Here is a 22,010-nt window from a genome sequence, read left to right on the forward strand (position 1 = left end):
CAGGGGTACGGCGAAGCGGGCAAGGGTCAGCCGGCGCGCCAGCGTTGCGCGCGGCGCAGCCAGCCGGCCGAGACCGCGTGCAGCAGCAAGGCCGCCAGCACCGAGGTCAGCAGGATCAGCGTCGACATCGCGGCAGCGGGCGCGGTGTCGCCGGCATCGTCCATGTTCAGCACCGAGATCGCCGCCAGCACGGTGTCGGGGCTGTACAGGAAGATCACCGCCGAGACCGTGGTCATCGACGACACGAAGAGGTAGCGGAAGATATCGAGCAGTGCCGGCAGGCACACCGGCACCGTCACGCGCCAGCACGTCACCAGCGGCGCCACCCCGAGCGACAGCGCCGCGGCCTCGAACTCGTTGTCGAGCTGGCGCAGCGCCGCGGCCGCGGTCAGGTGGCCGGTGGTGTAGCAGTGCGCCACGTTGCACAGCACCAGCAGCGCCATGGTGCCGTACAGCGCGTGCAGCGGATTTCCGGGCGCGTTGAAGAAGAACACATAGCCCAGGCCCAGCACCAGCCCCGGCACCGCCATCGGCAACAGGAAGCCCGCGCGCAGCACGCCGTGCAGCCAGGCCGGGCCGCGCGTGCGCAGCGTCAGCCAGGCGCCCAGGAAGATCGCCGCCGTGCCCGCCAGCGCGGTCAGCGCCGACAGCTTCAGGCTGTTGCGGTAGGCCAGCCAGCCGCCGCCGTCCATGTTGTCGAAGTCGTAATGCGCCAGCGTCAGGCCCAGGTTGTATGGCCACAGCTTGACCAGCGACGCGCCCACCGCAGTGGCGATCACTGCCAGCAGCGCGGCACTGACCAGCGCCACCAGCAGCAGGCACGCGCTGTCGCGGCCGCGCGCGGGCGCCGGCACATACACCTGCGCGCGGCTGCCCATCTGCGTGCGCTGGCGCTGCTGCATTGCCATGTCCACGGCAAAGGTCAGCAGCGCGGGCGCCAGCAGCAGCATGCCAATCAGCGCGCCGCGGTCGAACTGCTGCTGCCCGACCACGGCCTTGTACGCTTCCAGCGCCAGCACCGGATAACCGCCGCCCACCACCTTGGGTACGCCAAAGTCCGTGATCACCAGCGTCAGCACCAGGCAGGCGGCGGCGAACAGGCCCTGGCGCGCGCCCGGCAGCGTGACCGTGCAGAAGGTGCGCCACGGGCTGGCGCCCATCGCGCGCGCCGCCTCATAGAGGCGCGCATCGGCCAGCGACAATGTCGCCACCAGCACCATCAGCGCATGCGGGAAGGTGTAGAAGGCCTCGCCCAGCACGATGCCCCAGAAGCCATAGATGCCGCCCGGCCCGAAGGCGCCGCGAAAGATGCCCTGGTTGCCGAACAGGTAGACCAGCGCGATCGCCGGCAGCAGCGACGGCGCAAACAGCGGCAACAGCGCAATGCCGCGCCACAGCGGCCGCAGTGCGATGCAGGAACGCTGCAGCGCATAGGCAAAGCCAAATGCCAGCGGCACCACCAGCGCCACCACCGCCAGCGACACCGCCACGCTGCGGCCGAGCATCGGCAGGAAGTTGGGGCTGGTCACAAGCGCCGCCATGCGCGCGCCCAGCGCCCATTGCCCCGCCGCATCGAACCACGCCTGGCGGAACAGCGCCAGCAACGGCAGCAGCAGGCCGACGGCCAGCCCGGCCAGCCAGAGCCACTTCATCGCGGCGGGGGCACCGTGCGCCAGCCGGGAGGCCAGGCCGGTGCCGCGCGGCGATACTGCCTGGGTAGCCGCGGGCAGGACGACAGTGACCGCGCGCATCATGCAAACACCCGCAACGCCCGCGCGGGCAGCGCAATCCAGAACTTGTGGCCGCCCGCGTCGGGCAGCCGGTGCCGAGCTTCGCGCGCCACGTCGGCAAACAGGGCCAGCCCCGGCAGGCGGTCCGCTTCCAGCGCCAGCCGGTAGCGGTTGCCGAGGTAGGTCTGGTCGACCACGCGCGCCAGCAGCCGGTTGGGCTCGGCGGGATCCGGGTCCAGCCGCACCGCTTCCGGGCGGCAGCACAGCCGGCCGGCGGATGCCGCCGGCTGCGGCGTGTCGACCAGGAATTCGACGGCCTGGCTGCCCTCGCCAACGGTGAAGCGCCCGGCCTGCGCGCTGCGCCCCGGCAGCCAGTTGGCCTGCCCGACAAAACCGGCGACAAAGGCCGACGCCGGCTGCTCATAGATTTCGGCGGGAGTGCCGGCCTGCACGATGCGCCCGCCGTCCATCACGGCAATGCGGTCGGCCATGGTCATGGCCTCTTCCTGGTCGTGGGTGACCATCACGGTGGTGATATTCAGCCTGCGCTGCAGCTGGCGCAGCTCCAGCCGCAGGTGTTCGCGCACGCGCGCGTCGAGTGCCGACATCGGCTCATCCAGCAGCAGCAGCGAAGGCGCCGGCGCCAGCGCACGGGCCATCGCCACGCGCTGCTGCTGACCGCCGGAGAGCTGGCCCGGGAACTTGCGCTCGCTGCCGGCCAGGCCGACCAGGTCGAGCATCTCGGCCACGCGCGCGTCGCGGTGCGTGCGTCCCATGCCGCGCCCATGCAGGCCATAGGCCACGTTCTGCGCCACGGTCAGGTTGGGAAACAGCGCGTAGGACTGGAACAGGATGCCGTAGTCGCGCGCCTGCGGCGGCAGGCCGGTCAGTTCACGCGCGCCGGCATGGATGCGCCCTGCGTCCTCGCGCTCAAGTCCCGCGATGATGCGCAGCAGCGTGGTCTTGCCGCACCCGGACGGGCCCAGCAGGCACAGCAGCTCCCCCTGCCCGACCGACAGCGACACGCCGTCCAGCGCGACGAAGCTGCCAAAGCGCTTGCTGACCTGCTCCACCGCCAGGAATGCCCGGCCCTCCCCGGACTTGCCTGCCTGCATCACCGAATCTCCGCAATCTCAGTTGAATCGGTCGCCAGCATAGGCAGCGCAGATGCCAGCCGTGTGGCAGATCGGCAAAGTATTTCGATGGAGGTATCGGGGGATTTGGGATGGGGCAGCGGCGCATGCACGCCGGCAAGTTATAAATGATGCCCCTGGACGATCAGGACTCGCGCAGCGCCGTGGCGCCCGCAGACGTGGGGGTCGGCACGCGAATCCCCTTTTCCAGGATCTCCCGCAGCACCTCGTGCGGCACCGCCTGGCTGAACAGGAACCCCTGCAGCCCGTCGCACCCCTGCGCCCGCAGGAACTCGAACTGCGCCGCCGTCTCCACCCCTTCGGCAATCACCTTGAGGTGCAGCTGGTGGCCCAGCGCGATGATCGCCGCGGCCACCGCCTGGTCGTGGCCGGGCGTGGCCACGTCGTCGACAAAGGACTTGTCGATCTTGAGCCGGCTGATCGGCAGCCGGGTCAGGTAATTGAGCCCGGAGTAGCCAGTGCCGAAGTCGTCGATCGACAGCCCCACGCCCAGCTCGCGCAGCCGGCGGAAGGTCTCGATGGTGGTCTCGCCGCCGTCGACCAGGATGCCTTCGGTGACCTCGATCACCAGTCCCTGCGGCGGCAGGCCGGCCTGCTGCAGGCAGTGCGCCACGGTATCGGGGAAGTTGGCCTGGCGCAGCTGCAGTGGCGAGATATTGACCGCGACCTCGATCTCGCTGCCCAGCGCCTGGCGCAGGGCCTGGATTTCGCGGCAGGCGGTGGCCAGGGTCCATTCGCCCAGCGGCGCCACCAGGCCGCTCTGCTCGGCGATGGGGATGAACTCGGCCGGCTGCATGGCGCCGCGTTCCGGGGTGTTCCAGGTAATCAGCGCCTCGACGCCGGTGATCGCCAGGGTCGCGGCATCGACGATCGGCTGGTAGCGCAGCCGGAACTCATCGCCGGCGAGCGCGCGCCGCAGCAGCCCTTCGATGGTGAAGCGCGCCAGCGAGGCCTCGGCCATGGCGCTGGCAAAGCGGCGCAACTGTGCGCGCCCGTCGTGCTTGGCCGCGTAGACAGCCGAATCGGCAGCCTTGAGCAGCTCGGTCAGGCTATCGCCATCGTCCGGAAAGATCGCCATGCCGATCGATGGCGTCACGCGCAGGCGCTGGCCGCCGGCCTGCAGTTCTTCATTGACGCGCGCCTGGATCTTGGCGGCAATCAGCTCGGCTTCGCTGTCGTGGCGCAGGCCGCCCAGCACCACGCCGAATTCATCGCCGCCCATGCGCGCCACCAGGTCGCCCTGTCGTACCGCGCCCTTGAGGCGGTCGGCCATGGTGCGCAGCACGTCGTCGCCGACCGGGTGGCCGAGCGAGTCGTTGATGTGCTTGAAATGGTCCAGGTCGAGCAGCAGCAGGGCCACGCGCTCGCCGTGGGTGCGCGCGTGCAGCAGCAGCGCCTGCGCGCGCTCGCTCAGCTCGGCGCGGTTGGGCAGGCCGGTCAGCGGGTCGTGCAGCGCCAGGTGGCGGATGTATTTGTCGACGCGGCGGCGCTCGGTCAGGTCGTAGCCGATGGCCTGGTAGCCAGGCGACGGCGCGGAGCGGGGCATATCGGCACCATCGGCACCATCGGCACCATCGGCACCATCGGCGGGCCCGGCTGGCGCAGCGTCAGCGGCCGGAGCCTCGATGGGCGCCGGCAGGGCGAACACCGCCAGTTGCACCGGCATGCGCGAGCCGCCCTTGCGCACCCAGGTCCATTCGCGCTCGTCGGTCAGGCCAAGCCGTGCCTTGGCCACCAGGGCGGGCAGTCCCGGCGGCACCGGCTCGCCCAGCTCGCCGCTGAGCACGCGGCCATGGTCGGCCAGTTCGTCGGCAACATGCAGGCCGGTCATGTGCATGCGGCCGACCAGTTCCGCGGCGTTGTACCAGAGCATGCGCTGGCCAGCCGCGTTGATGCCGGTGATCAGCCCGTCCTCATCGAAGGTGATCACGCAGAAGGCGGCATGGTCGAGCAGCCCGGCATAGCGCGCGGCCTGCACCGCGGCAGACTGCTGGGCGCGCCGTTCCGGCTCCAGGTCCGTGACCGCCCACAGCCAGTGCGCGGTGCAGGCGTTGGCCGCAGGCAGGCGCGCGGCGCTGGCGCGCAGCGCGAAGCGGCTGCCGTCTGCGCGCACGCCCGCCAGTTCACGGTGGGCCTCGGCCCCTGCGGCAGCGCCGCTGGGGACTACGCCGGTGGCGCCGGGAACCAGGGTGTCCAGGCTGCGCCCGGCCAGTGCCGCGGGATCGGCGCCGAACAGTTGCCCTGCCCGCTCGCTCGCTCGCACCACCACGCCCTGTGCATCGGCCAGCAGGAAGCCGTCGTTCGACTGCGCCATGCACGCCTGCAGCATGGCGTTGTCATCTTCCCAGGCATGGACGGCCTGCGCTTCACGCTGGCGCGCGGCGCGGCCCTGGCGTGCCAGTGCATGGGCGAGCCACGCCAGCAGCAGCGTGGCCAGCGTGCCCGCGGCCAGCACCAGGTACGCCTGCCGCGGGCCATGCGCGGCTTCGAAGGCGGGGCGCGTGGCGCCGCGCAGCGTCCAGGTGACCCCGCCATACTGGAGCTGGCGCTCGCCCTGCAGCAGCGCGGCACTGCCGTCCTCGCGGCGCTCGCCTTCGGTCGGCCCGCCGGACAGCATCGGCCCGGGAGCGGCCGGGGAGCCCTCATACAGCGACAGCTCCAGTTCCGCCGCCGCCGGGGCGCCGACTGCGCGCATCAGGTCGCCCAGGCGCAGCGACACGTAGACATAGCCGAGCACCGCCTGGCGCCGCTGCGCCACCGTACTGACCGGCGCCTCGCCGGCGTAGACCGGCAGGAATACCAGCGCGCCGTGCTGGCGCTGCGCCGCCTCGGTTTCGCGGACCAGTGCCAGGCCGGGCGTGAGCCGCGGTTCGCCGCTGTCGCGGGCGGCTTCCAGCGTCGCCCGGCGCGTCGGCTCGGACAGCATGTCAAAGCCGGCGGCGCGCGTGTTGCGCCCGTCCAGCGGTTCGATATAGAAGATCGGTGCGTACAGGTCGCGCTTGCCGCCGGGATGAATGTCATAGTCGGCGAGGCCGTCGGCACGGGCGGCCTGCACCAGCCGCGGCACGCGCTGCAACGGCGTGAGCGGCGCGTAGCCGATTGACTGGGTGCCCGCGGGCAGGTCGTCGAGCTGGGCGGTATAGAGATAGTCGCGCCACTGCGTGCGCGAGGTGTCGGGGTTGGCGCTCAGCACGGCGGCCACGCCGCGCAGCAGGCGTTCGTTCTCGAGCATGCGCTCGCGCAGCGCGCTGCCGGCCTGTCCCAGCAGCGCGTCGAAATGCTGCTGCGCCTCGCGGCGCTCGAGCCGCTCCGCCTGCAGCCATGCCCCTGCCGTCAACAGCGCGCCGCCGGCCGCGACCAGCAATGACAACAGGGCAGGGGAAAGCGAAGTCAGTCTCATGGTCGATCGGTTCCGGCATGCAGCAGGGGCATGCCGTCTGCGTGGACGTGCCTTCGCATTAACCGGGGACTATACCGTGGCACAGGCAGCCCGCACACCCCCGCCGGGGATGAACCCGTTCGGGGGAAAGACCGCATGCCCCACTACGGCAGGGTATGTTAGGGTTGCACCGGAGATGCCCCACAAGTACGCGACAGTCCGCGCCACTGGCGCCCCAACTGCGCCCTACATGCCCGTCTACACACCCACGCTGAAAGCGCGCATTGCGATCATCACCACCGTGCTGGCCGCGGTGTTCGGCACCGGCATCGTACTGACCGCCCTGTACGATGCCCACCGCGACCTGCACGATGCGCTGCAGGTCCAGCAGGACTCCGTCGTCAAGCTGACCGCCAGCCAGCTCGACACCGCCATGAACGACCGCATCGTGCTGCTGTCGCACCAGGCTGCGCAACTCAGCGGCCTGCTGGCGCAGGCGCACGGCGCGCAGGCCGCCGCGGTGCGCGAGCGGGCGCTGGATGCGCTGTCCGCAGCGATCCCGGTGCCGGCCGCGTTCAACGCGCTGCTGGTTGCCGACATGCAGGGCAACATCGTCAGCAACCGCGGCAGCGGGGCGGAGGTTGGCGACCGCAGCTATTTCCGCGAGGCCGCCCGCTCGCTCGCGCCCGTGGTGTCGCCGCCCATCCGCTCGCGCACCAACGGCCAGATGGGGGTGATGGTGGCGGTGCCGGTGCTGACGCCGAACCGGACCTTCGTCGGCCTGGTGGGCGGCTGGCTGGACCTGTCCAGCGCCAACTTCCTGGTCGAGATCCTGCACAACCGCCTTGGCACCACCGGCTACTACTGCCTGGTATCGGCCGGCCCCAAGCCGGTCTATATCCGCCATCCCGATCCCGCGCAGGCGCGCCAGCCGGCGCTGGCCGTGGCCGATACCTGCGGCGAGGATGACAGCCCCGCGCCGCTGGAATTCCTCACGCCGGCTCGGCCGGTGATCGCGCGCTACCTGATGTCGAGCACCGGCTGGGAACTGGTGGCGCTGCTGCCCGCGCGCGAGGCCTACGCACCGCTGCACCAGATGCAGCAGCGCTTCCTGGGCATGGCCGGGGTGGCCATGGCGGCGGTGGCCCTGCTGATCTGGCTGGCGGTGCGGCGCCAGCTGGCGCCGCTGGCGCGCCTGCACAAGGTGGTGCAGGCCAGCGCCAACGACCTGTCCGCGTTCGAGCGGCTGCCGACACGGCAGCAGCGCGACGAGATCGGCGACCTGACGCGCGCCTTCATCAAGCTGATGCGCGACGTGCGCGAGCGCCGCCAGGCGCTGGACCGCAGCGAACGGCGCCTGCGCGCGGTGACCGACACGCTGCCGTCGCTGCTGGCTTTTATCGACACCGATGAGCGTTATGTGTTCAACAACCAGGCCTACGAACGTGTCTTCGGCCTGAAGCCGGAGGAACTGCGCGGCAGGCACGTGCGCGAAATCCTGGGCGAGGCCCGCTACGCGCGCGTGCAGCCCTTCATGCAGCGCGCGCTGGCGGGCACTGCGGTGACCTTCGAAACCGAAGACAGCGACCCCGAATACCACTGCATGGAGAGCAGCCTGCGCCCGGAATGGAGCGCCGACGGCGGCGAGGTGGTGGGCGTGCATATCCACGTGCAGGACATCACGCAGCGCAAGCTGGAGACGCAACGCCTGGCGCGCATGTCGCGCACCGACCACCTGACGCAGCTGATGAACCGCAGCGCCTTCGAGGGCCAGCTGCACGCGGCGATGGTGCGCAGCCGCGAGCATGGCACGCTGATGGCCCTGCTGTACCTGGACATGGACCGCTTCAAGGCCGTCAACGATATCCACGGCCACGCCGCCGGCGACCAGCTGCTGCAGACCTTTGCCCAGCGCGTGCGCCGCTGCGTGCGCGAGCGCGACACCGTCGCCAGGCTGGGTGGCGACGAGTTCGCGGTGGTGCTCGAAGACATGACCCAGCCCGCCGCGGCACGCCGCGTGGCGCAGGCCATCCTGCAGGCGATGGACGAGCCCTTCGACTTCGAGGACGTATCCGCCGACGTGGACGTCAGCATCGGCGTGGCGCTCTACAACGGCGGCCCGGCGCAGGACCGCGAACTGATGCGGCTGGCGGACGTGCTGCTATACCGCGCCAAGGGCGCGGGCCGCGGGCGCTATGAGATCGGCCCGCCGGAACTGGCGGGCGAGCTCAGCCCGCAGTAGGCGGCCCCGGCCGGGGGCTCAGTGGATGGTGCCGCCGGGCTTGTCCGACGCCGCGCCGCCGGCCCCCTCGGGCTCGAACGGCACGTGGCGGCCATCGCTGGACTGGTAGCCCAGCTGCGCATCGGCGCCCAGCATCTTCTCCCACGCGATCATGGCCTGGGCCACCGCATCGGGCGCGCCCTTGAACACCACCACGTCGTTGCCGCAGCCGGGGCATTCGCCGCCGAATACGGCATCGATGCCGGGCAGGCCCGGCACGTCGAGCGCGTCGAATTGCGCGAACGCGGTCTTGCAGTGCCCGCAGACCAGCTGGGCGGGGCGCAAGGCCTCGATCTTTGCGCGTGCCTGTGCCGCACGCTCCTCGGGGGTTCCCCGCCGTTTTGCCTCGCCCATGATGTGCCTTCCTTCCCCGTGCTGCCGGTGTGTGTTTGCATCGGCCCCGCCAGTGCGGCCGGACCGTGCCTGTTAGATGCGCAATGCGGGCCGGTGGTGCCCGGCCATGGTCGCAGGTGACGGCGGCGCTGCGTGCGCGCCGTCGCCGATCTGCTGCGCTCAGTTGGCATTGTAACCAGCGGGGCGCAGCAAATACCGGGCCGACAGGAACCGGCAGCGCCTGCTATTGTGGATAACGATGCCCCGTGCACGTGCGGATGCGCCGCTTCCGGCACCGTGGGCATGCTGGTCCCATCCACCTACCCCCGAAGGAGGACGTTCCATGATCCGACCCACCGTGCAGGAAAACGCCGCCCGCTACGCCGACTGCATTGCCGCCTGCAATGCCGCATCCGCTGCCGCACTCAAGTGCGCCGCGGCCTGCCTGGAAGAACAGGACGTGCGCAAGATGGCGCGCTGCATCGCGCTGGACATGGATTGCGCCGGCATCGCCCAGCTGGCCGCGTCCTACATGCTGCGCAACAGCGAGTTCGCGACGCTGGTGTGCGAAGACTGCGCCGAAGTCTGCAAGTGGTGCAAGGAGGAATGCGAGCACCATGACAACGAGCACTGCCAGGAATGCGCCCGCGCCTGCGCAGCCTGCATGGAGCAGTGCCTGAAGATGACGGCTTAGCGGTCCGCGCCCGATTCCTGCCGCCCCTGCGGCGGCTCGGCCAGCGCGACGAAGGCATCGATCAGCCTGGCGCCGCGCCGCTCGCGCAGGCAGTAGAGATACTCGTGCAGGCAGGGCGAGGCATCGGTGAAGCCCAGCACGCGCAGGTCCGGATGGCTCGGCACCTCGTGCCGGGCGATCACCGATACGCCCAGATTGCGGATAACGGCCTCGCGGATCGACTCCCGGCTGCCGATCTCCATCTGCGCGGCGGGGCTCACGCGCGCCTGCGCCAGCATGTCTTCGGTGGCGATGCGCGTGGTCGACCCGAGCTCGCGCATCAGCAGGCGGCAACCCGCCAGCGCACTGACGGCCACTTCGGTGTGCCCGGCCAGCGCATGGGTGCGGTGCACTACCAGCATCAGCGGGTCCACGCCCAGCAGCACGCGCGACAGGCGCGCGTCGTCCACCCGCTGCGACGAGGTGGCGATATCGACGCGGTATTCCTGCAGCGCTTCCAGCACCTCCTGCGAATTGCCCGTCACCACGCTGACATCGATGGCGGGAAAGCGCTCGCTGAAGCCGCGGATCAGCTCCAGCACATAGTAGGGCGCGGTCGCGCCCACGCGCAGGCTGCCGGTGCGCAGGTCGCCCGAATGGCGCAGGAAGAAGTCGATCTCGGTTTCCTGCTGCACCAGCGCCTCGACGCGCGGCAGCAATGCCAGCCCCGCGTCTGACAGCGCCAGGCGGCGCCCGCCGCGGTGGAACAGCTCGACCCCGTAGGCTTCTTCCAGCGCACGGATCTGCGCGGTGATGGTGGGCTGCGACAGGCCCAGGCGCTTGGCGGCCTGCGTGACGCTGCCGATGCGGGCCACCATGAAGAAGGACTTGAGCTGGGCGATGAGCATGCGGCCGAGGGATGTCGCTAAGGGCAAGGCAAGGGCGGCGGGCGCGTGGGCGCCGGCCGCGGTGAAGCGGTATTCTAATGGACTGCACCAAGCCACCCGGTCCAACCGTCCGCTGCCTTGCATAGGAGTCTGCCCATGTCTGACCCGTCCACCGCCGCCACCCGCATCGAGAAAGACAGCCTGGGCGACGTGCCCGTGCCCGCCGATCACCTGTGGGGGGCGCAGACCGAGCGCTCGCGCCAGAATTTCCGCATCGGCAACGAGAAAATGCCGCCGGCGCTGATCGAGGCCTTTGCCGTCCTGAAGCTGTGCGCGGCGCGCGCCAATGTTGAGCTTGGCGTGCTCAAGCCCGAACTGGCGCACGCGATCGAACAAGCCGCGACCGAAGTCATCGAAGGCCGCTGGCCCGACGAGTTCCCGCTGTCGGTCTGGCAGACCGGGTCCGGCACGCAGACCAACATGAACCTGAACGAGGTCATCGCGAACCGCGCGATTCAATTGCTGGGCGGCAAGGTCGGCAGCAAGACGCCGGTGCATCCCAACGACCACGTCAACGCCAGCCAGTCCTCCAACGACAGCTTCCCCACCGCGATGCATATCGCCGCCACGCGCGCAATCCAGCAGCAACTGCTGCCGGCACTGGAGCAGCTGCAGCAGACCTTCGCGCGCAAGGTGGAAGCCTTTGCCGATATCGTCAAGGTCGGCCGCACCCACCTGCAGGATGCGGTGCCGCTGACGCTGGGGCAGGAGTTCTCGGGCTACATGACGCAGGTGGCCGATGCGCAGTCGCGCCTGCAGCAGGCCATGCTGCGCGCGATGCCGGTGGCACAGGGCGGCACCGCGGTGGGCACCGGCCTGAACGCCCCGCACGGCTTCGCCGCGGCCTTCGCGCGCGCGCTGGCCGACTACACCGGCCTGCCGTTCGAGCCCGCGCCCAACCGCTATGCGCTGCAGGCCTCGCACGATGCGCTGGCCGACCTGTCCGGCGCGCTCAGCACCACGGCCTCGTCGTTCCTGAAGATCGCGCGCGACTTCATGCTGCTGGGCTCAGGGCCACGCGCCGGCTTTGCCGAGCTGGTGCTGCCGGCCAACGAGCCGGGCTCATCGATCATGCCGGGCAAGGTCAACCCGACCCAGGCCGAGGCGCTGGCAATGGTGTGCTGCCGCGTGATCGGCAACCACACCACGGTGACGCTGGCCAACGGGCTGGGCACGCTGGAGCTGAACGCCTACAAGCCGGTGATCATCTACAGCCTGCTGCAGTCGGTGAGCCTGCTGGCGGGCGCCGCGTCGAGCTTTGCCGAGCATATGGTCGAAGGCGTCGAGGCCGACCGCGAACGCATCGCCGAACTGCTGGAGCGTTCGCTGATGCCGGTGACCGCGCTCAACCCGCATATCGGCTACGACAAGGCCGCGGAGATCGCCAAGCTGGCGGTCAAGCGCAACCTGTCGCTGCGCGAGGCGGCGATCGCGTCCGGGCATGTCACCGAGGCGCAGTTTGCCGAGTGGATCGACCTGAAGGGGATGACGCGGGAGGTATAGCGGGAGGTATAGCGGGAGGTATAGCGGGAGGTATAGCGGGAGGTATAGCGGGAGTACAGCGGGGGGTACAGCAGGGATGCGCCCCGGCACGGAACCGATCCGCGCCGGGGCAGGCCGGCCTTAGCCGACGAAGGCCTTTTCCAGCACGAAATGGCCAGGATGGCTCATATTGCCTTCGGCAAAGCCGCGCTCTTCCAGGATGGCGCGGACGTCCTTGAGCATGTCAGGGCTGCCGCACAGCATGATGCGGTCGTTCTCCAGCGAGAACGGCTCCACGCCCAGGCGCTCGAACAGCTCGCCCGAGGCGATCAGGTCGGTGATGCGGCCGCGGTTATCGAACTCTTCGCGCGTCACGGTCGGGAAGTACACCAGCTTCTCGCGCACCAGATCGCCCAGGTGCTCGTGCTGCGGCAGGTGTTCCTGGATCAGCTCGCGGTAGGCCAGTTCTTCGACAAAGCGGCAGGTGTGGGTCAGCACGACCTTGTCGTAGCGCTCATAGACCTCCGGATCGCGGATGATCGACAGGAACGGCGCCAGGCCGGTGCCGGTGGCCAGCAGCCACAGCGTCTTGCCGGGCAGCAGGTTGTCCACCAGCAGCGTGCCGGTCGGCTTCTTGCCGACGAAGATCTGGTCGCCCTCGCGCAGATGCTGCAGGCGCGAGGTCAGCGGGCCGTCGGGCACCTTGATGCTGAAGAATTCCAGCGTTTCCTCATAGTTGGCGCTGGCAATGCTGTAGGCGCGCAGCAGCGGGCGACCGTTCACCTCCAGCCCGACCATGGCGAACTGGCCATTTTCAAAGCGAAAACCAGGGTCGCGCGTGCAGGTAAAGCTGAAAAGGGTGTCGGTCCAGTGATGGACGGAGAGGATGGATTGCTGGTTCAGGTTGCTCATGGCGAAACGCGGGATACAGCGGCAGGATGCAGCGCCAAAGACGGCTGGAAAGGAAGAATCTTAACGCATGCTTGGGGGCGGCGCAGGCGGAGCCTGCAACGCCAGCGCGGGATTTCCCGGATGTGCAATGCGGTGCGGCGCATGCGGCACGCCAGATATTGTTGAGAAATTTTAGCTAATAAAGTTTATTTCCGCACATTTATCCAAAGACAGCCAACATCCATCATGAGGTCATCTTCCCTTTGCTCCCCAAGGAAACTGCCATGACCTTCACCCCAGCTATTTCCCGCCGCGCCGCGCTCGTCACCGGCGCCTCCCGCGGCATCGGCCGCGCCATCGCGCTGCGGCTGGCCGCCGACGGCTTCGACGTCGCCATTGGCTACGCCGGCAGCGCCGCCCGGGCCCAAGAGACAGTGGCGGCGGCGCGCGAGGCCGGCGTCAATGCCATCGCCATCCAGGGCGATGTGGCGCACGCGCCAGACGTGGCACGGCTGTTCGATGCCGCGCAGCGGGCGTTCGGCCGGCTCGACGTGGTCGTCAATAGCGCCGGCATCATGCAGATGGCGCCGGTTGCGCCGGCCAGCCTGGACGCCTTCGACCAGACCATCGCCACCAACCTGCGCGGCGCTTTCCTGGTGCTGGGCGAGGCCGCCGCCCGGCTGGGCCAGGGCGGACGCATCATCGCGCTGTCGACCAGCGTGATCGCGCGTTCTTTCCCCGGTTACGGTCCCTATATCGCAGCCAAGGCAGGCGTGGAAGGGCTGGTGCGGGTCCTGGCCAACGAGCTGCGCGGGCGCGGCATCACCGCCAACGCGGTGGCGCCGGGGCCGGTCGCGACCGAGCTGTTCCTCGATGGCAAATCGGAAGAGCAGGTGGCGCAGCTGTCCAAAGTGGCGCCGCTGGAGCGGCTGGGCACGCCCGAGGACATTGCCGCGGCAGTGTCGTTCCTGGCCGGGCCGGATGGGGCGTGGGTCAATGCGCAGGTGGTGCGGGTGAACGGGGGCTTTGCCTGAGCCGTTGCCCGCCGGGCCAGAAGTCAGCCCCCGGGCGCCGGCAAGGACAGTTCGCAGCGCTGGCGCGCCAGCGTGTCGCGCGAGTAGCCGTGGCGCACGCGCAGCTGGTGCTCCACGGCGTCGGCCTGGTCCAGGCAGGCGAACACCAGGTCGTCCTTTACGCGCTGCGAAACACCCTTCAGGCGCGGCGCTTCATACGCGACCTGGCGCGCACGGCAGCGCAGGAACAGCAGCGTTTCCTGCGAGGCGGTGATCAGCTGGTCGTGCTCGATCCGCTTGCATTCGACCAGGTCCTGGGCAGGGGCGCTGGCGCCGGCAAAGAGCAAAGGCAGGCACAGCCATCGACGCAACGAGCGGTGCATGGCAAACGGGGGGCGCAGTAGGCCAGTTGAAGGTCCGGCTCGCATCATTGCCCATCCCCGCGCACACTGCAAGCCGCAGCGCAAGCAATACCCTGTTGCGGTTGGGCGCCAGACGGGCCGCAGCCAGATTCAGTGTCCAGCCACATGGACAATCGCCCGCAAACCCTGATGGCTGCGTCGACCCGGTCGATCCATGCTGCACTGCAGCATATCAAGGGGTGGGCAGGTCTGGCGGATCGGGCTACGCTTCGATGGCAAATGCGCCGCAGTGCGCGCCAGTTCACGCCCCAGACCGACGGGCTTCCGCCCGGCCTTCCCCCGTGTTCCCCTTGCCGCCCCCACCGTTCCGGTGCCCTGCGGCCGCCATGTCTTCCGGCATCTGCCGCCAGCACTGCGCAGCGCGACCTGACCCGCGGCTGCCCTGCGCCGCCCCTGACTGCACACAACAACATGACCGATCTCACCGCTACTCCAGCCCAAACGGCCGCCCCGAGCCGCGAAGAAGTGCGCAAGCGCGTCTACGCCATCGTCGCCGCCTCGTCGGGCAACCTGGTCGAATGGTTCGACTTCTACGTCTACGCCTTCTGCGCGATCTACTTCGCGCCGTCGTTCTTCCCCAAGTCCGATCCCACCGCGCAGCTGCTGAACACCGCCGGCGTGTTTGCCGCCGGCTTCCTGATGCGGCCCATTGGCGGCTGGCTGTTCGGCACCATCGCCGACCGCCATGGCCGCAAGAACTCGATGCTGATCTCGGTGATCATGATGTGTGCCGGCTCGCTGCTGATTGCCTGCTTGCCCACCTATGACAGCATCGGCAACTGGGCGCCGGCGCTGTTGCTGCTCGCGCGCCTGGTGCAGGGCCTGTCGGTCGGCGGCGAGTACGGCACCACCGCCACCTATATGAGCGAGGTGGCGCTGCGCGGCCGGCGCGGCTTCTTCTCGTCGTTCCAGTATGTGACGCTGATCGGCGGCCAGTTGCTGGCAGTGCTGGTGGTGGTGATCCTGCAGCAGCTGCTGGACGAGTCCGAACTGAAGGCCTGGGGCTGGCGCATCCCGTTCGTGGTCGGCGCGGTCACCGCGGTGGTGGCGCTGTTCCTGCGCCGCACGCTGCACGAGACCTCGTCGGCAGCCACCCGCGGCAACAAGGAAGCCGGCAGCGTGGCCGCGCTGTTCCGCCACCACAAGGCCGCCTTCTTCACCGTGCTGGGCTATACCGCGGGCGGCTCGCTGATCTTCTACACCTTCACCACGTATATGCAGAAGTACCTGGTCAACACTGCCGGCATGTCGATCAAGACCGCCAGCTATGTGATGACGGGATGCCTGTTCCTGTACATGTGCATCCAGCCGGTGTTCGGCGCGCTCTCCGACCGCATCGGCCGGCGCACCAACATGCTGCTGTTCGGCGCGCTGGGTGCGCTCTGCACGGTGCCGATCCTGACCGCGCTGGGCACGGTCAGCAGCCCTGAGCTTGCCTTTGTGCTGATTGCCGTGGCGCTGGCCATCGTCAGCTTCTACACCTCGATCAGCGGCATCGTGAAGGCCGAGATGTTCCCGCCCGAGGTGCGCGCGCTGGGCGTGGGCCTGGCCTATGCCATCGCCAACGCGATCTTCGGCGGCTCGGCCGAGTATGTGGCGCTGGGCATGAAGACGCTAGGCCACGAGACCGCGTTCTACTGGTACGTGACGGCGATGATGGTGATTGCCTTCTTCGTCAGCCTGCGCCTGCCGCGCCAGGCCAGATACCTGCATCACGAGCATTGATGCGCACCCCGCGGTGCAATGCCGCGGGACGCCGCCAAGAGCATGGCAATATACGGGGGCTGTAATCGCCCCCTCTTTCATTGATCACCCCATGGACCTGAACGCCCTGCGCCTGTTCGTCGACATCGTCGATGCGGGCAACCTGAGCGCGGCCGCGCGCAAGCTCAAGATGACGCGCGCCAATGTCAGCTACCGGCTCAAGGCGCTCGAAGAAGAGCTGGGTGTGCAGCTGCTGCGCCGGACCACGCGCCATGTCGAGCCGACTCCGGTCGGTGCCGGCCTGTACGAGCACGGCCGCAACATCCTCGGCGAGGTGGCCGCCGCCAATGCACTGATCAGTAATATGGGCAAAAGCCTGAAGGGCCATGTGCGGCTCTCGGTGCCTACCGGGCTGGGCCATTCACTGCTGTCGCCGCTGCTGGTGCTGTTCAAGCAGCGCTATCCCGACATCACGCTCGACGTGGTCTTCGACAACCGTGTGCACAACCTGGTGTCCGAGGACGTCGAAGTGGCCCTGCGCATCATCTCCACCCCGCCGGATTCAGTGGTCGCCACCGAGATCGGCGAAGTCGACTGGATCGTGTGCGCGTCGCCAGCCTACCTCGCCGGCCACCTGGCGCCGCAAGCGCTGGCCGAGCTGCAGGGGCATGCGTTCGTGTGCGCGTCGCCCGAGGGGCAGAAGCTCAAGGCAACGGGCATCCGGCACAGTGGCGGCGGCGACGGCGGTGAGATCCGTGAGCAGGTGGTGCTGGAGCCAACGCTCACCTCCGAGAACTTTGCCTTCCTGAAAGAGGCGGTGCTGGCGGGCCTGGGCATCGGCATCTTCCCGATCTATGCGATCGGCGCGGAACTGGACAGCGGCGCCCTGGTGCCGCTGCTGTGCGACTACCGCATCAGCGTGTTCGGCAGCAAGCTCTACATGCTGACCATGCCCAACCGCTACCAGACGCTGGCCACGCGCTACCTGCTGAACTTCCTGAAAACCGAGCTGCAGGCAGTGTGGCCGCGGCTGCACCGCTAGCGGTGCCTTCGGCAGTGGTCGCCACGGACTATAGTAGGAGCACAAGGATAACCGTCGGCGCATCCGCACCTGAGGAGCTACCATGGCCCTGGCTAGCACGCTTGCAAGCTGCCTGAGCAGCAAGAACACCCAGTACGACATCATCCGCCACCCCTACACCCTCAGCAGCATGGCCACTGCCGAGGCAGCGCATGTTCCCGGGGACCGGCTGGCCAAGACGCTGTTGCTGGAGGATGACCGCGGCTATGTCGCTGCCGTGATTCCTTCAAGCCACCATCTGCACATGGCCGCCATCTGCGAACAGACCGGGCGCAACCTGGTGCTGGCGCATGAGGACGAGATCCGCGAGATCTTCAAGGATTGCGACCTCGGCGCGATCCCGCCGGTGGCGATGGCCTACGGCATGCAGACCTATGTGGACGACAGCCTGATGGCGCAGCCCGACGTGTATTTCGAAGGCGGTGACCACCAGGAACTGGTGCACATGAGCGGCGAGCAGTTCTCGAAGTTGATGTCGGACGCTGGGCACGGGCAGTTTTCGCGCCGCATGATGTAAGCGGCGCATTTTATTGGCCACTGAACGGCCGCCACGCGGTTGCGAACCCGCGTGGCGGCCGTTTTGCATGCTGGCGGGCGGGTGAGTGAGGCAGACGTTTCAGCCTGCAGGCAACGCCGGCACGCTGTCGTCCTTCAGGTCCACGCCCGAGCGGCCCAATGCCGCCGCGCCGCGCAGCAGGAAGGCCAGCCGGTCGGCGGCCTGCGCATACGGCAGGCCTTCGGGGCGCACGTTGGAGATGCAGTTGCGCTCGGCATCGGTGCGGCCCGTGCGCGGCGCATGGGTCAGGTAGACGCCAAGGCTGTCGGGAGAACTCAGGCCCGGCCGTTCGCCGATCAGCATCACCACCTGGCGCGCGCCCAGCAGCTCGCCGATCTCGTCGCCCAGCGCCACGCGCGACTGCTCGGCCACCACCACCGGGCCGATGCGCCATGTCGGCGGCAGGCGCGGGCGGGTGGCATCGAGCAATGGCAGCGCGTGCGTCTGCGTGGCCAGCGCGGACAGGCCGTCGGCAACCACGAACACCACATCGGGCGCCTCGCCAGGCCGTGCCGCGGCCAGCCGCGCGCGGCTAGCATCGTCCAGGCGCCGGCCCAGGTCGGGGCGCCGCAGGTAGTGCGCGCGGTCCGGCGCCGCGCTGTGCACGGCGAGGTTCTGTACCCCCGCCGCATCCAGCGCCGCGGTGACCGCGCCCACGTCCAGCGGCAGGTGCACCGCATCGCGCGCCTGCGCATGGGCCAGCCCGAAGGCCAGCACCGCATCGGTGGTCTGGCTGTGGCCGGTACGGCCCAGCGCTACACGCGCGCGCGTGAACTGGCGCAGGCGTTGCCACGGGTCGGCATCGGCGTTGGCGGGATCGGCGGGTGGCGGGCGTCTGTCCGTCATCGGCTGCACCTTACAGGCTGTGGGCCATCTGCAGCAGCGGCTGGCGCGCGGCGGGCTCGAGCAGCCTGCCGCTGGCATCGGCAATGCCCATGCGCTGCAGCCAGGCCTCGAACTCCGGCGCGGGGCGCAGCCCCAGCACCTCGCGCAGGTACAGCGCATCGTGGAACGAGGTGCTCTGGTAGTTCAACATGATGTCGTCGGCGCCGGGCACGCCCATGATGAAATTGATGCCGGCCACGCCGAACAGCGTCAGCAGCGTGTCCATGTCGTCCTGGTCGGCCTCGGCATGGTTGGTGTAGCAGACGTCGCAGCCCATCGGCACCCCCATCAGCTTGCCGCAGAAGTGGTCTTCCAGACCGGCGCGAATGATCTGCTTGCCGTCGTACAGGTATTCGGGACCGATAAAGCCCACCACCGTATTGACCAGCAGCGGCGCGAACGCGCGCGCCACCGCGTAGGCGCGCGCCTCCATGGTCTGCTGGTCGACGCCGTGGTGCGCATTGGCCGACAGTGCGCTGCCCTGCCCGGTCTCGAAGTACATCAGGTTGTCGCCAACGGTGCCGCGCGCCAGCGCCTGCGCGGCGTCGTGCGCCTCGGCCAGCAGCGCCAGGCTGATGCCGAAGGCCGCGTTGGCGCGCTCGCTGCCGGCCACCGACTGGAACACCAGATCCACCGGCGCGCCCTGCCCGATCGCGCGCAGGGTATTGGTGACGTGGGTCAGCACGCAGGATTGCGTGGGGATGTCGAAGCGGCTGCGCAGCTCGTCGATCATGCGCAGCAGCGAGACGATGGCGCCCAGGTTGTCCGAAGCCGGGTTGACGCCGATGGTGGCATCGCCGCAGCCATAGAGCAGCCCGTCGATGATCGACGCGGCAATGCCCTTGGGATCGTCGGTCGGGTGGTTGGGCTGCAGCCGCACCGAGAGCCGGCCCGGCAGCCCCACCGTGCTGCGAAAGCGCGTCACCACCTGGCATTTGCGCGCCACCGCCACCAGGTCCTGGTTGCGCATCAGCTTGCTGACCGCGGCGGCCATCTCCGGGGTGATGCCCGGCGCCACCCGCGCCAGCGTGGCGCTGTCGGTTTCATGCAGCAGCAGCCAGTTGCGCAGGTCGCCCACGGTAGTGGCGCCGATGGCGGCAAAGGCCGCGCCATCATGCCGGTCCAGGATCAGGCGCGTGACCTCGTCGTCCTCGTACGGCACCAGCGCCTCGGTCAGGAACTGCTTGAGCGGCACCTCAGCCAGCGCCAGCCGCGCGGCCATCCGCTCCTGCTCGCTGGCCGCGGCAACGCCCGCCAGCGCGTCGCCGGAGCGCGCCGGGCTGGCCCGGGCCAGCAGCGTGCGCAGGTCGGCAAAGACGTGGCGGTGGGTGCCGATGGTGTGGGTGTAGGCCATGCGTTCCGTTCCTGGACTCTGGGGAAAACGATGACAGCGGTGCGCCGGGCGCCTTGCCGGGCGCGATTCCCCCTAATATAGACAGCCTTTGCGTGTGCCGTGATGCCAACATCGCCTCAGCGCACACGGCCTGACTCAGGAACAACATCTGGATCGGCGAGAATTCAGAATAAATTTTGAGCAATTTGCATGCCGGAGACCTCGATGAAAGACCCCGACCCGACCACCACCCCGCGCTTGCTGCCGGCCGCGTGGTACAGCGTCGGCACCGTCGCCTACCTGCTGACCGCCCTGGCGCTGTGGACCGTGCTCCACGCCAACCTGGTGGCGGCATTGCTGTCCGGGCTGCTGCTGTACTCGCTGGTGGACGTGCTGGCGCCGCGCCTGCAGCGCCTGCACCAGCGCCACGACGCCCTGGCCGTGGCCATCCTGTCGGCGCTGATCCTGCTGGGGCTGACGCTGGCGGGCTGGCTGCTGGTGCGCTTTGTCAGTGGCGAGGGCAATACCCTGGACGGGCTGCTCAACCATGTGGCCGACATCATCGACCGCTCGCGCGGGCAGATGCCGCCGTGGCTTAGCGATGCGCTGCCCAAGGGCGTGGACGAGCTGGCCAACACGCTGATCGAGACGCTGCGCGAGCATGCCGCGATGGCGCAGAAGCTGGGCGCCGAGGTGCTGCGCACGCTGGTGCATATCCTGATCGGGCTGGTGATCGGCGCGATGGTGGCGCTGTATCGCGCGGTGGTTCGGCCCAATCGCCGGCCGCTGGCCGCGGCGCTGGTGGCGCGCGCACGCGCGCTGCAGCAGGCGTTCTCGCAGTTCATCTTCGCGCAGATCCAGATCTCCACCATCAACACCGTGCTGACGGCGATCTACCTGCTGCTGGTGCTGCCGCTCTTTGGCGTGCACCTGCCGCTGACCAAGACGCTGGTGGTGATCACCTTCGTTGCCGGGCTGCTGCCGGTGCTGGGCAACCTGATTTCCAATACCGCCATCGTGGTGGCCTCCCTGTCGGTGTCGCTGCCGATCGCGGTGGCGTCGCTGGTGTTCCTGGTGGTGATCCACAAGCTGGAGTACTTCCTGAACGCGCGCATCATCGGTGCGCGCATCCAGGCCGCGGCGTGGGAACTGCTGATGGTGATGCTGCTGATGGAAACGCTGTTCGGCATCCCGGGCGTGATCGCCGGACCGATCTTCTATGCCTACCTGAAGCGGGAACTGGCCGGCGCCGGACTGATCTGAGTGCCGCAGCCGGCTCGCCGCGGCGCTGGTAGGACCAATACCTGCTCAGGCGCCGTCCTGCTCCACCCGGCTGCGCACGAAGTCGATATGGGTCTGCATGGCGGTGCGCGCCTCTTCCGGGCGCCGCGCGCAAATCGCATCGCACAGCGTGCGGTGCTGCAGCAGCAGCAGGTCTGACGCGCCGTCGTCCTGTTCGCGCAGGCCGGTGCCATTGATGGTGATGTGCTCGCGCAGCATGCCGATCACGCTGGTATGCAGGTGCAGGAACATGGTGTTGTGCGAGGCCTGGGCAATGGCGTCGTGCAGCTGCGCATCGGCATCGGCCTCTGCCTGCTTGTCGTCGGCGGCGCGCGCGCGTTCCAGCTCGGCCATCAGGGCGCGGATCCGCTTCACGTCAGCGGCATCCGCGCGCAGCGCCGCAAAATACGCGGTCGCGCCCTCCAGCACGCGGCGGAACTCCAGGATGTCGTCGCGCAGTGCGGGGTGGTCGGCCACCAGCTGGCCCCAGGGCGAGGCAATGCCGGCGCGCAGCTGGTCGGTGGCGTAGACCCCGGCACCGCGCCGGCTCTGCAGCAGGCCGCGCGCGGCGAGGCGCTGGATCGCCTCGCGCACGGTGTTGCGCGCGACCTCGTATTGCCCGGCCAGCACCCGCTCGGCCGGCAGCCGCGTGCCGGGCGGCCAGGTGCCGTCGAGCAGCGCGGTCTCGATCCGGCGCATGACCGACTCCACGCGCCCACGGGTGCGCCCGTGCCTTACTGCCGCTGCCGTCATGCCGTGTGTCCTCGCTCCTGAGCTTGCGCGCGTCGTTGCGCAGATTGGTCCAACCAATTTGTACCGCCGCGCGGAAGCGGGAATTATGCGCCGAAACGTGCGACCCCAGCAC

General features: G+C 69.0%; 18 protein-coding genes. 8 read left to right on the forward strand and 10 right to left on the reverse strand.

Annotation, left to right across the window (positions count from 1 at the left end):
* Positions 1-26: 26 nt before the first annotated feature.
* The 3 genes from AC3WLF_RS05760 to AC3WLF_RS05770 form a co-directional block, all read right to left on the reverse strand.
* A complete protein-coding gene (locus AC3WLF_RS05760) occupies positions 27-1,754 on the reverse strand; it encodes a putative 2-aminoethylphosphonate ABC transporter permease subunit (RefSeq protein ID WP_492319313.1) in 1,728 nt (575 codons plus the stop codon).
* Positions 1,751-2,845: a putative 2-aminoethylphosphonate ABC transporter ATP-binding protein gene (locus AC3WLF_RS05765; RefSeq protein WP_492319314.1), complete on the reverse strand. Its 1,095-nt coding sequence runs from the start codon at positions 2,843-2,845 to the stop codon at positions 1,751-1,753. The genes AC3WLF_RS05760 and AC3WLF_RS05765 overlap by 4 nt, the downstream gene beginning before the upstream one ends.
* Positions 2,846-3,008: 163 nt before the next feature.
* Positions 3,009-6,284: a bifunctional diguanylate cyclase/phosphodiesterase gene (locus AC3WLF_RS05770; protein ID WP_492357940.1), complete on the reverse strand. Its 3,276-nt coding sequence runs from the start codon at positions 6,282-6,284 to the stop codon at positions 3,009-3,011.
* A 229-nt stretch (positions 6,285-6,513) separates the two neighbouring features.
* On the opposite strand from AC3WLF_RS05770, the gene AC3WLF_RS05775 reads away from it, so the two are divergent.
* Entirely contained in the window at positions 6,514-8,505 is a 1,992-nt protein-coding gene (locus tag AC3WLF_RS05775) for a sensor domain-containing diguanylate cyclase (RefSeq protein WP_492357120.1), read from the forward strand.
* A gap of 18 nt (positions 8,506-8,523) precedes the next feature.
* Here AC3WLF_RS05775 and AC3WLF_RS05780 read toward each other — a convergent pair whose 3' ends face one another.
* Positions 8,524-8,898, reverse strand: coding sequence for a hypothetical protein (locus AC3WLF_RS05780; RefSeq protein WP_010814047.1), 375 nt, complete (start codon positions 8,896-8,898; stop codon positions 8,524-8,526).
* Positions 8,899-9,220: 322 nt separating this feature from the next.
* Here AC3WLF_RS05780 and AC3WLF_RS05785 point away from each other — a divergent pair, with 322 nt between their 5' ends.
* A complete protein-coding gene (locus AC3WLF_RS05785) occupies positions 9,221-9,571 on the forward strand; it encodes a four-helix bundle copper-binding protein (protein WP_010814048.1) in 351 nt (116 codons plus the stop codon).
* On the opposite strand, the gene AC3WLF_RS05790 is transcribed toward AC3WLF_RS05785, so the two are convergent.
* On the reverse strand, positions 9,568-10,458 hold the full coding sequence (locus tag AC3WLF_RS05790; RefSeq protein WP_010814049.1) for a LysR family transcriptional regulator: 891 nt from the start codon (positions 10,456-10,458) through the stop codon (positions 9,568-9,570). The genes AC3WLF_RS05785 and AC3WLF_RS05790 overlap by 4 nt on opposite strands.
* 135 nt (positions 10,459-10,593) lie before the next feature.
* Between AC3WLF_RS05790 and fumC the strand changes: the two genes are divergently transcribed.
* The gene (gene fumC, locus AC3WLF_RS05795; protein ID WP_492352698.1) at positions 10,594-12,000 is read left to right on the forward strand and encodes a class II fumarate hydratase; all 1,407 of its coding nucleotides are present in this window, start codon (positions 10,594-10,596) and stop codon (positions 11,998-12,000) included.
* A 120-nt stretch (positions 12,001-12,120) separates the two neighbouring features.
* On the opposite strand, the gene AC3WLF_RS05800 is transcribed toward fumC, so the two are convergent.
* Positions 12,121-12,891: a ferredoxin--NADP reductase gene (locus AC3WLF_RS05800; RefSeq protein ID WP_010814051.1), complete on the reverse strand. Its 771-nt coding sequence runs from the start codon at positions 12,889-12,891 to the stop codon at positions 12,121-12,123.
* Positions 12,892-13,154: 263 nt separating this feature from the next.
* Here AC3WLF_RS05800 and AC3WLF_RS05805 point away from each other — a divergent pair, with 263 nt between their 5' ends.
* Complete coding sequence (locus AC3WLF_RS05805) at positions 13,155-13,904, forward strand: SDR family oxidoreductase (RefSeq protein WP_492357941.1); 750 nt, start codon at positions 13,155-13,157, stop codon at positions 13,902-13,904.
* A gap of 23 nt (positions 13,905-13,927) precedes the next feature.
* Here the strand turns inward: AC3WLF_RS05805 and AC3WLF_RS05810 are convergent, their stop codons facing one another.
* Positions 13,928-14,266, reverse strand: coding sequence for a hypothetical protein (locus tag AC3WLF_RS05810; RefSeq protein ID WP_051398545.1), 339 nt, complete (start codon positions 14,264-14,266; stop codon positions 13,928-13,930).
* A 450-nt stretch (positions 14,267-14,716) separates the two neighbouring features.
* Between AC3WLF_RS05810 and AC3WLF_RS05815 the strand changes: the two genes are divergently transcribed.
* The 3 genes from AC3WLF_RS05815 (at position 14,717) to AC3WLF_RS05825 (ending at position 17,607) form a co-directional block, all read left to right on the forward strand.
* Positions 14,717-16,030, forward strand: coding sequence for an MFS family transporter (locus AC3WLF_RS05815; RefSeq protein WP_492357942.1), 1,314 nt, complete (start codon positions 14,717-14,719; stop codon positions 16,028-16,030).
* 91 nt (positions 16,031-16,121) lie between these two features.
* Positions 16,122-17,051, forward strand: coding sequence for a LysR family transcriptional regulator (locus tag AC3WLF_RS05820; RefSeq protein ID WP_492319319.1), 930 nt, complete (start codon positions 16,122-16,124; stop codon positions 17,049-17,051).
* An 82-nt stretch (positions 17,052-17,133) separates the two neighbouring features.
* Positions 17,134-17,607, forward strand: a complete 474-nt coding sequence (locus AC3WLF_RS05825) for an aminoacyl-tRNA deacylase (RefSeq protein ID WP_010814055.1) — start codon at positions 17,134-17,136, stop codon at positions 17,605-17,607.
* Between the two features lie 99 nt (positions 17,608-17,706).
* Here AC3WLF_RS05825 and eutC read toward each other — a convergent pair whose 3' ends face one another.
* Positions 17,707-18,492: an ethanolamine ammonia-lyase subunit EutC gene (eutC, locus tag AC3WLF_RS05830; RefSeq protein WP_492357943.1), complete on the reverse strand. Its 786-nt coding sequence runs from the start codon at positions 18,490-18,492 to the stop codon at positions 17,707-17,709.
* A gap of 10 nt (positions 18,493-18,502) precedes the next feature.
* Positions 18,503-19,885, reverse strand: coding sequence for an ethanolamine ammonia-lyase subunit EutB (locus AC3WLF_RS05835; protein WP_492319321.1), 1,383 nt, complete (start codon positions 19,883-19,885; stop codon positions 18,503-18,505).
* A 204-nt stretch (positions 19,886-20,089) separates the two neighbouring features.
* Between AC3WLF_RS05835 and AC3WLF_RS05840 the strand changes: the two genes are divergently transcribed.
* Positions 20,090-21,127 carry an AI-2E family transporter gene (locus AC3WLF_RS05840; protein WP_492319322.1) on the forward strand — a complete coding sequence of 346 codons (1,038 nt, stop codon included), beginning with the start codon at positions 20,090-20,092 and terminating at the stop codon, positions 21,125-21,127.
* Between the two features lie 45 nt (positions 21,128-21,172).
* Here AC3WLF_RS05840 and AC3WLF_RS05845 read toward each other — a convergent pair whose 3' ends face one another.
* Positions 21,173-21,844 carry a FadR/GntR family transcriptional regulator gene (locus AC3WLF_RS05845; protein WP_010814059.1) on the reverse strand — a complete coding sequence of 224 codons (672 nt, stop codon included), beginning with the start codon at positions 21,842-21,844 and terminating at the stop codon, positions 21,173-21,175.
* Positions 21,845-22,010: the final 166 nt, after the last annotated feature.

This window comes from Cupriavidus sp. FW306-01-F10A (genome assembly GCF_058782785.1).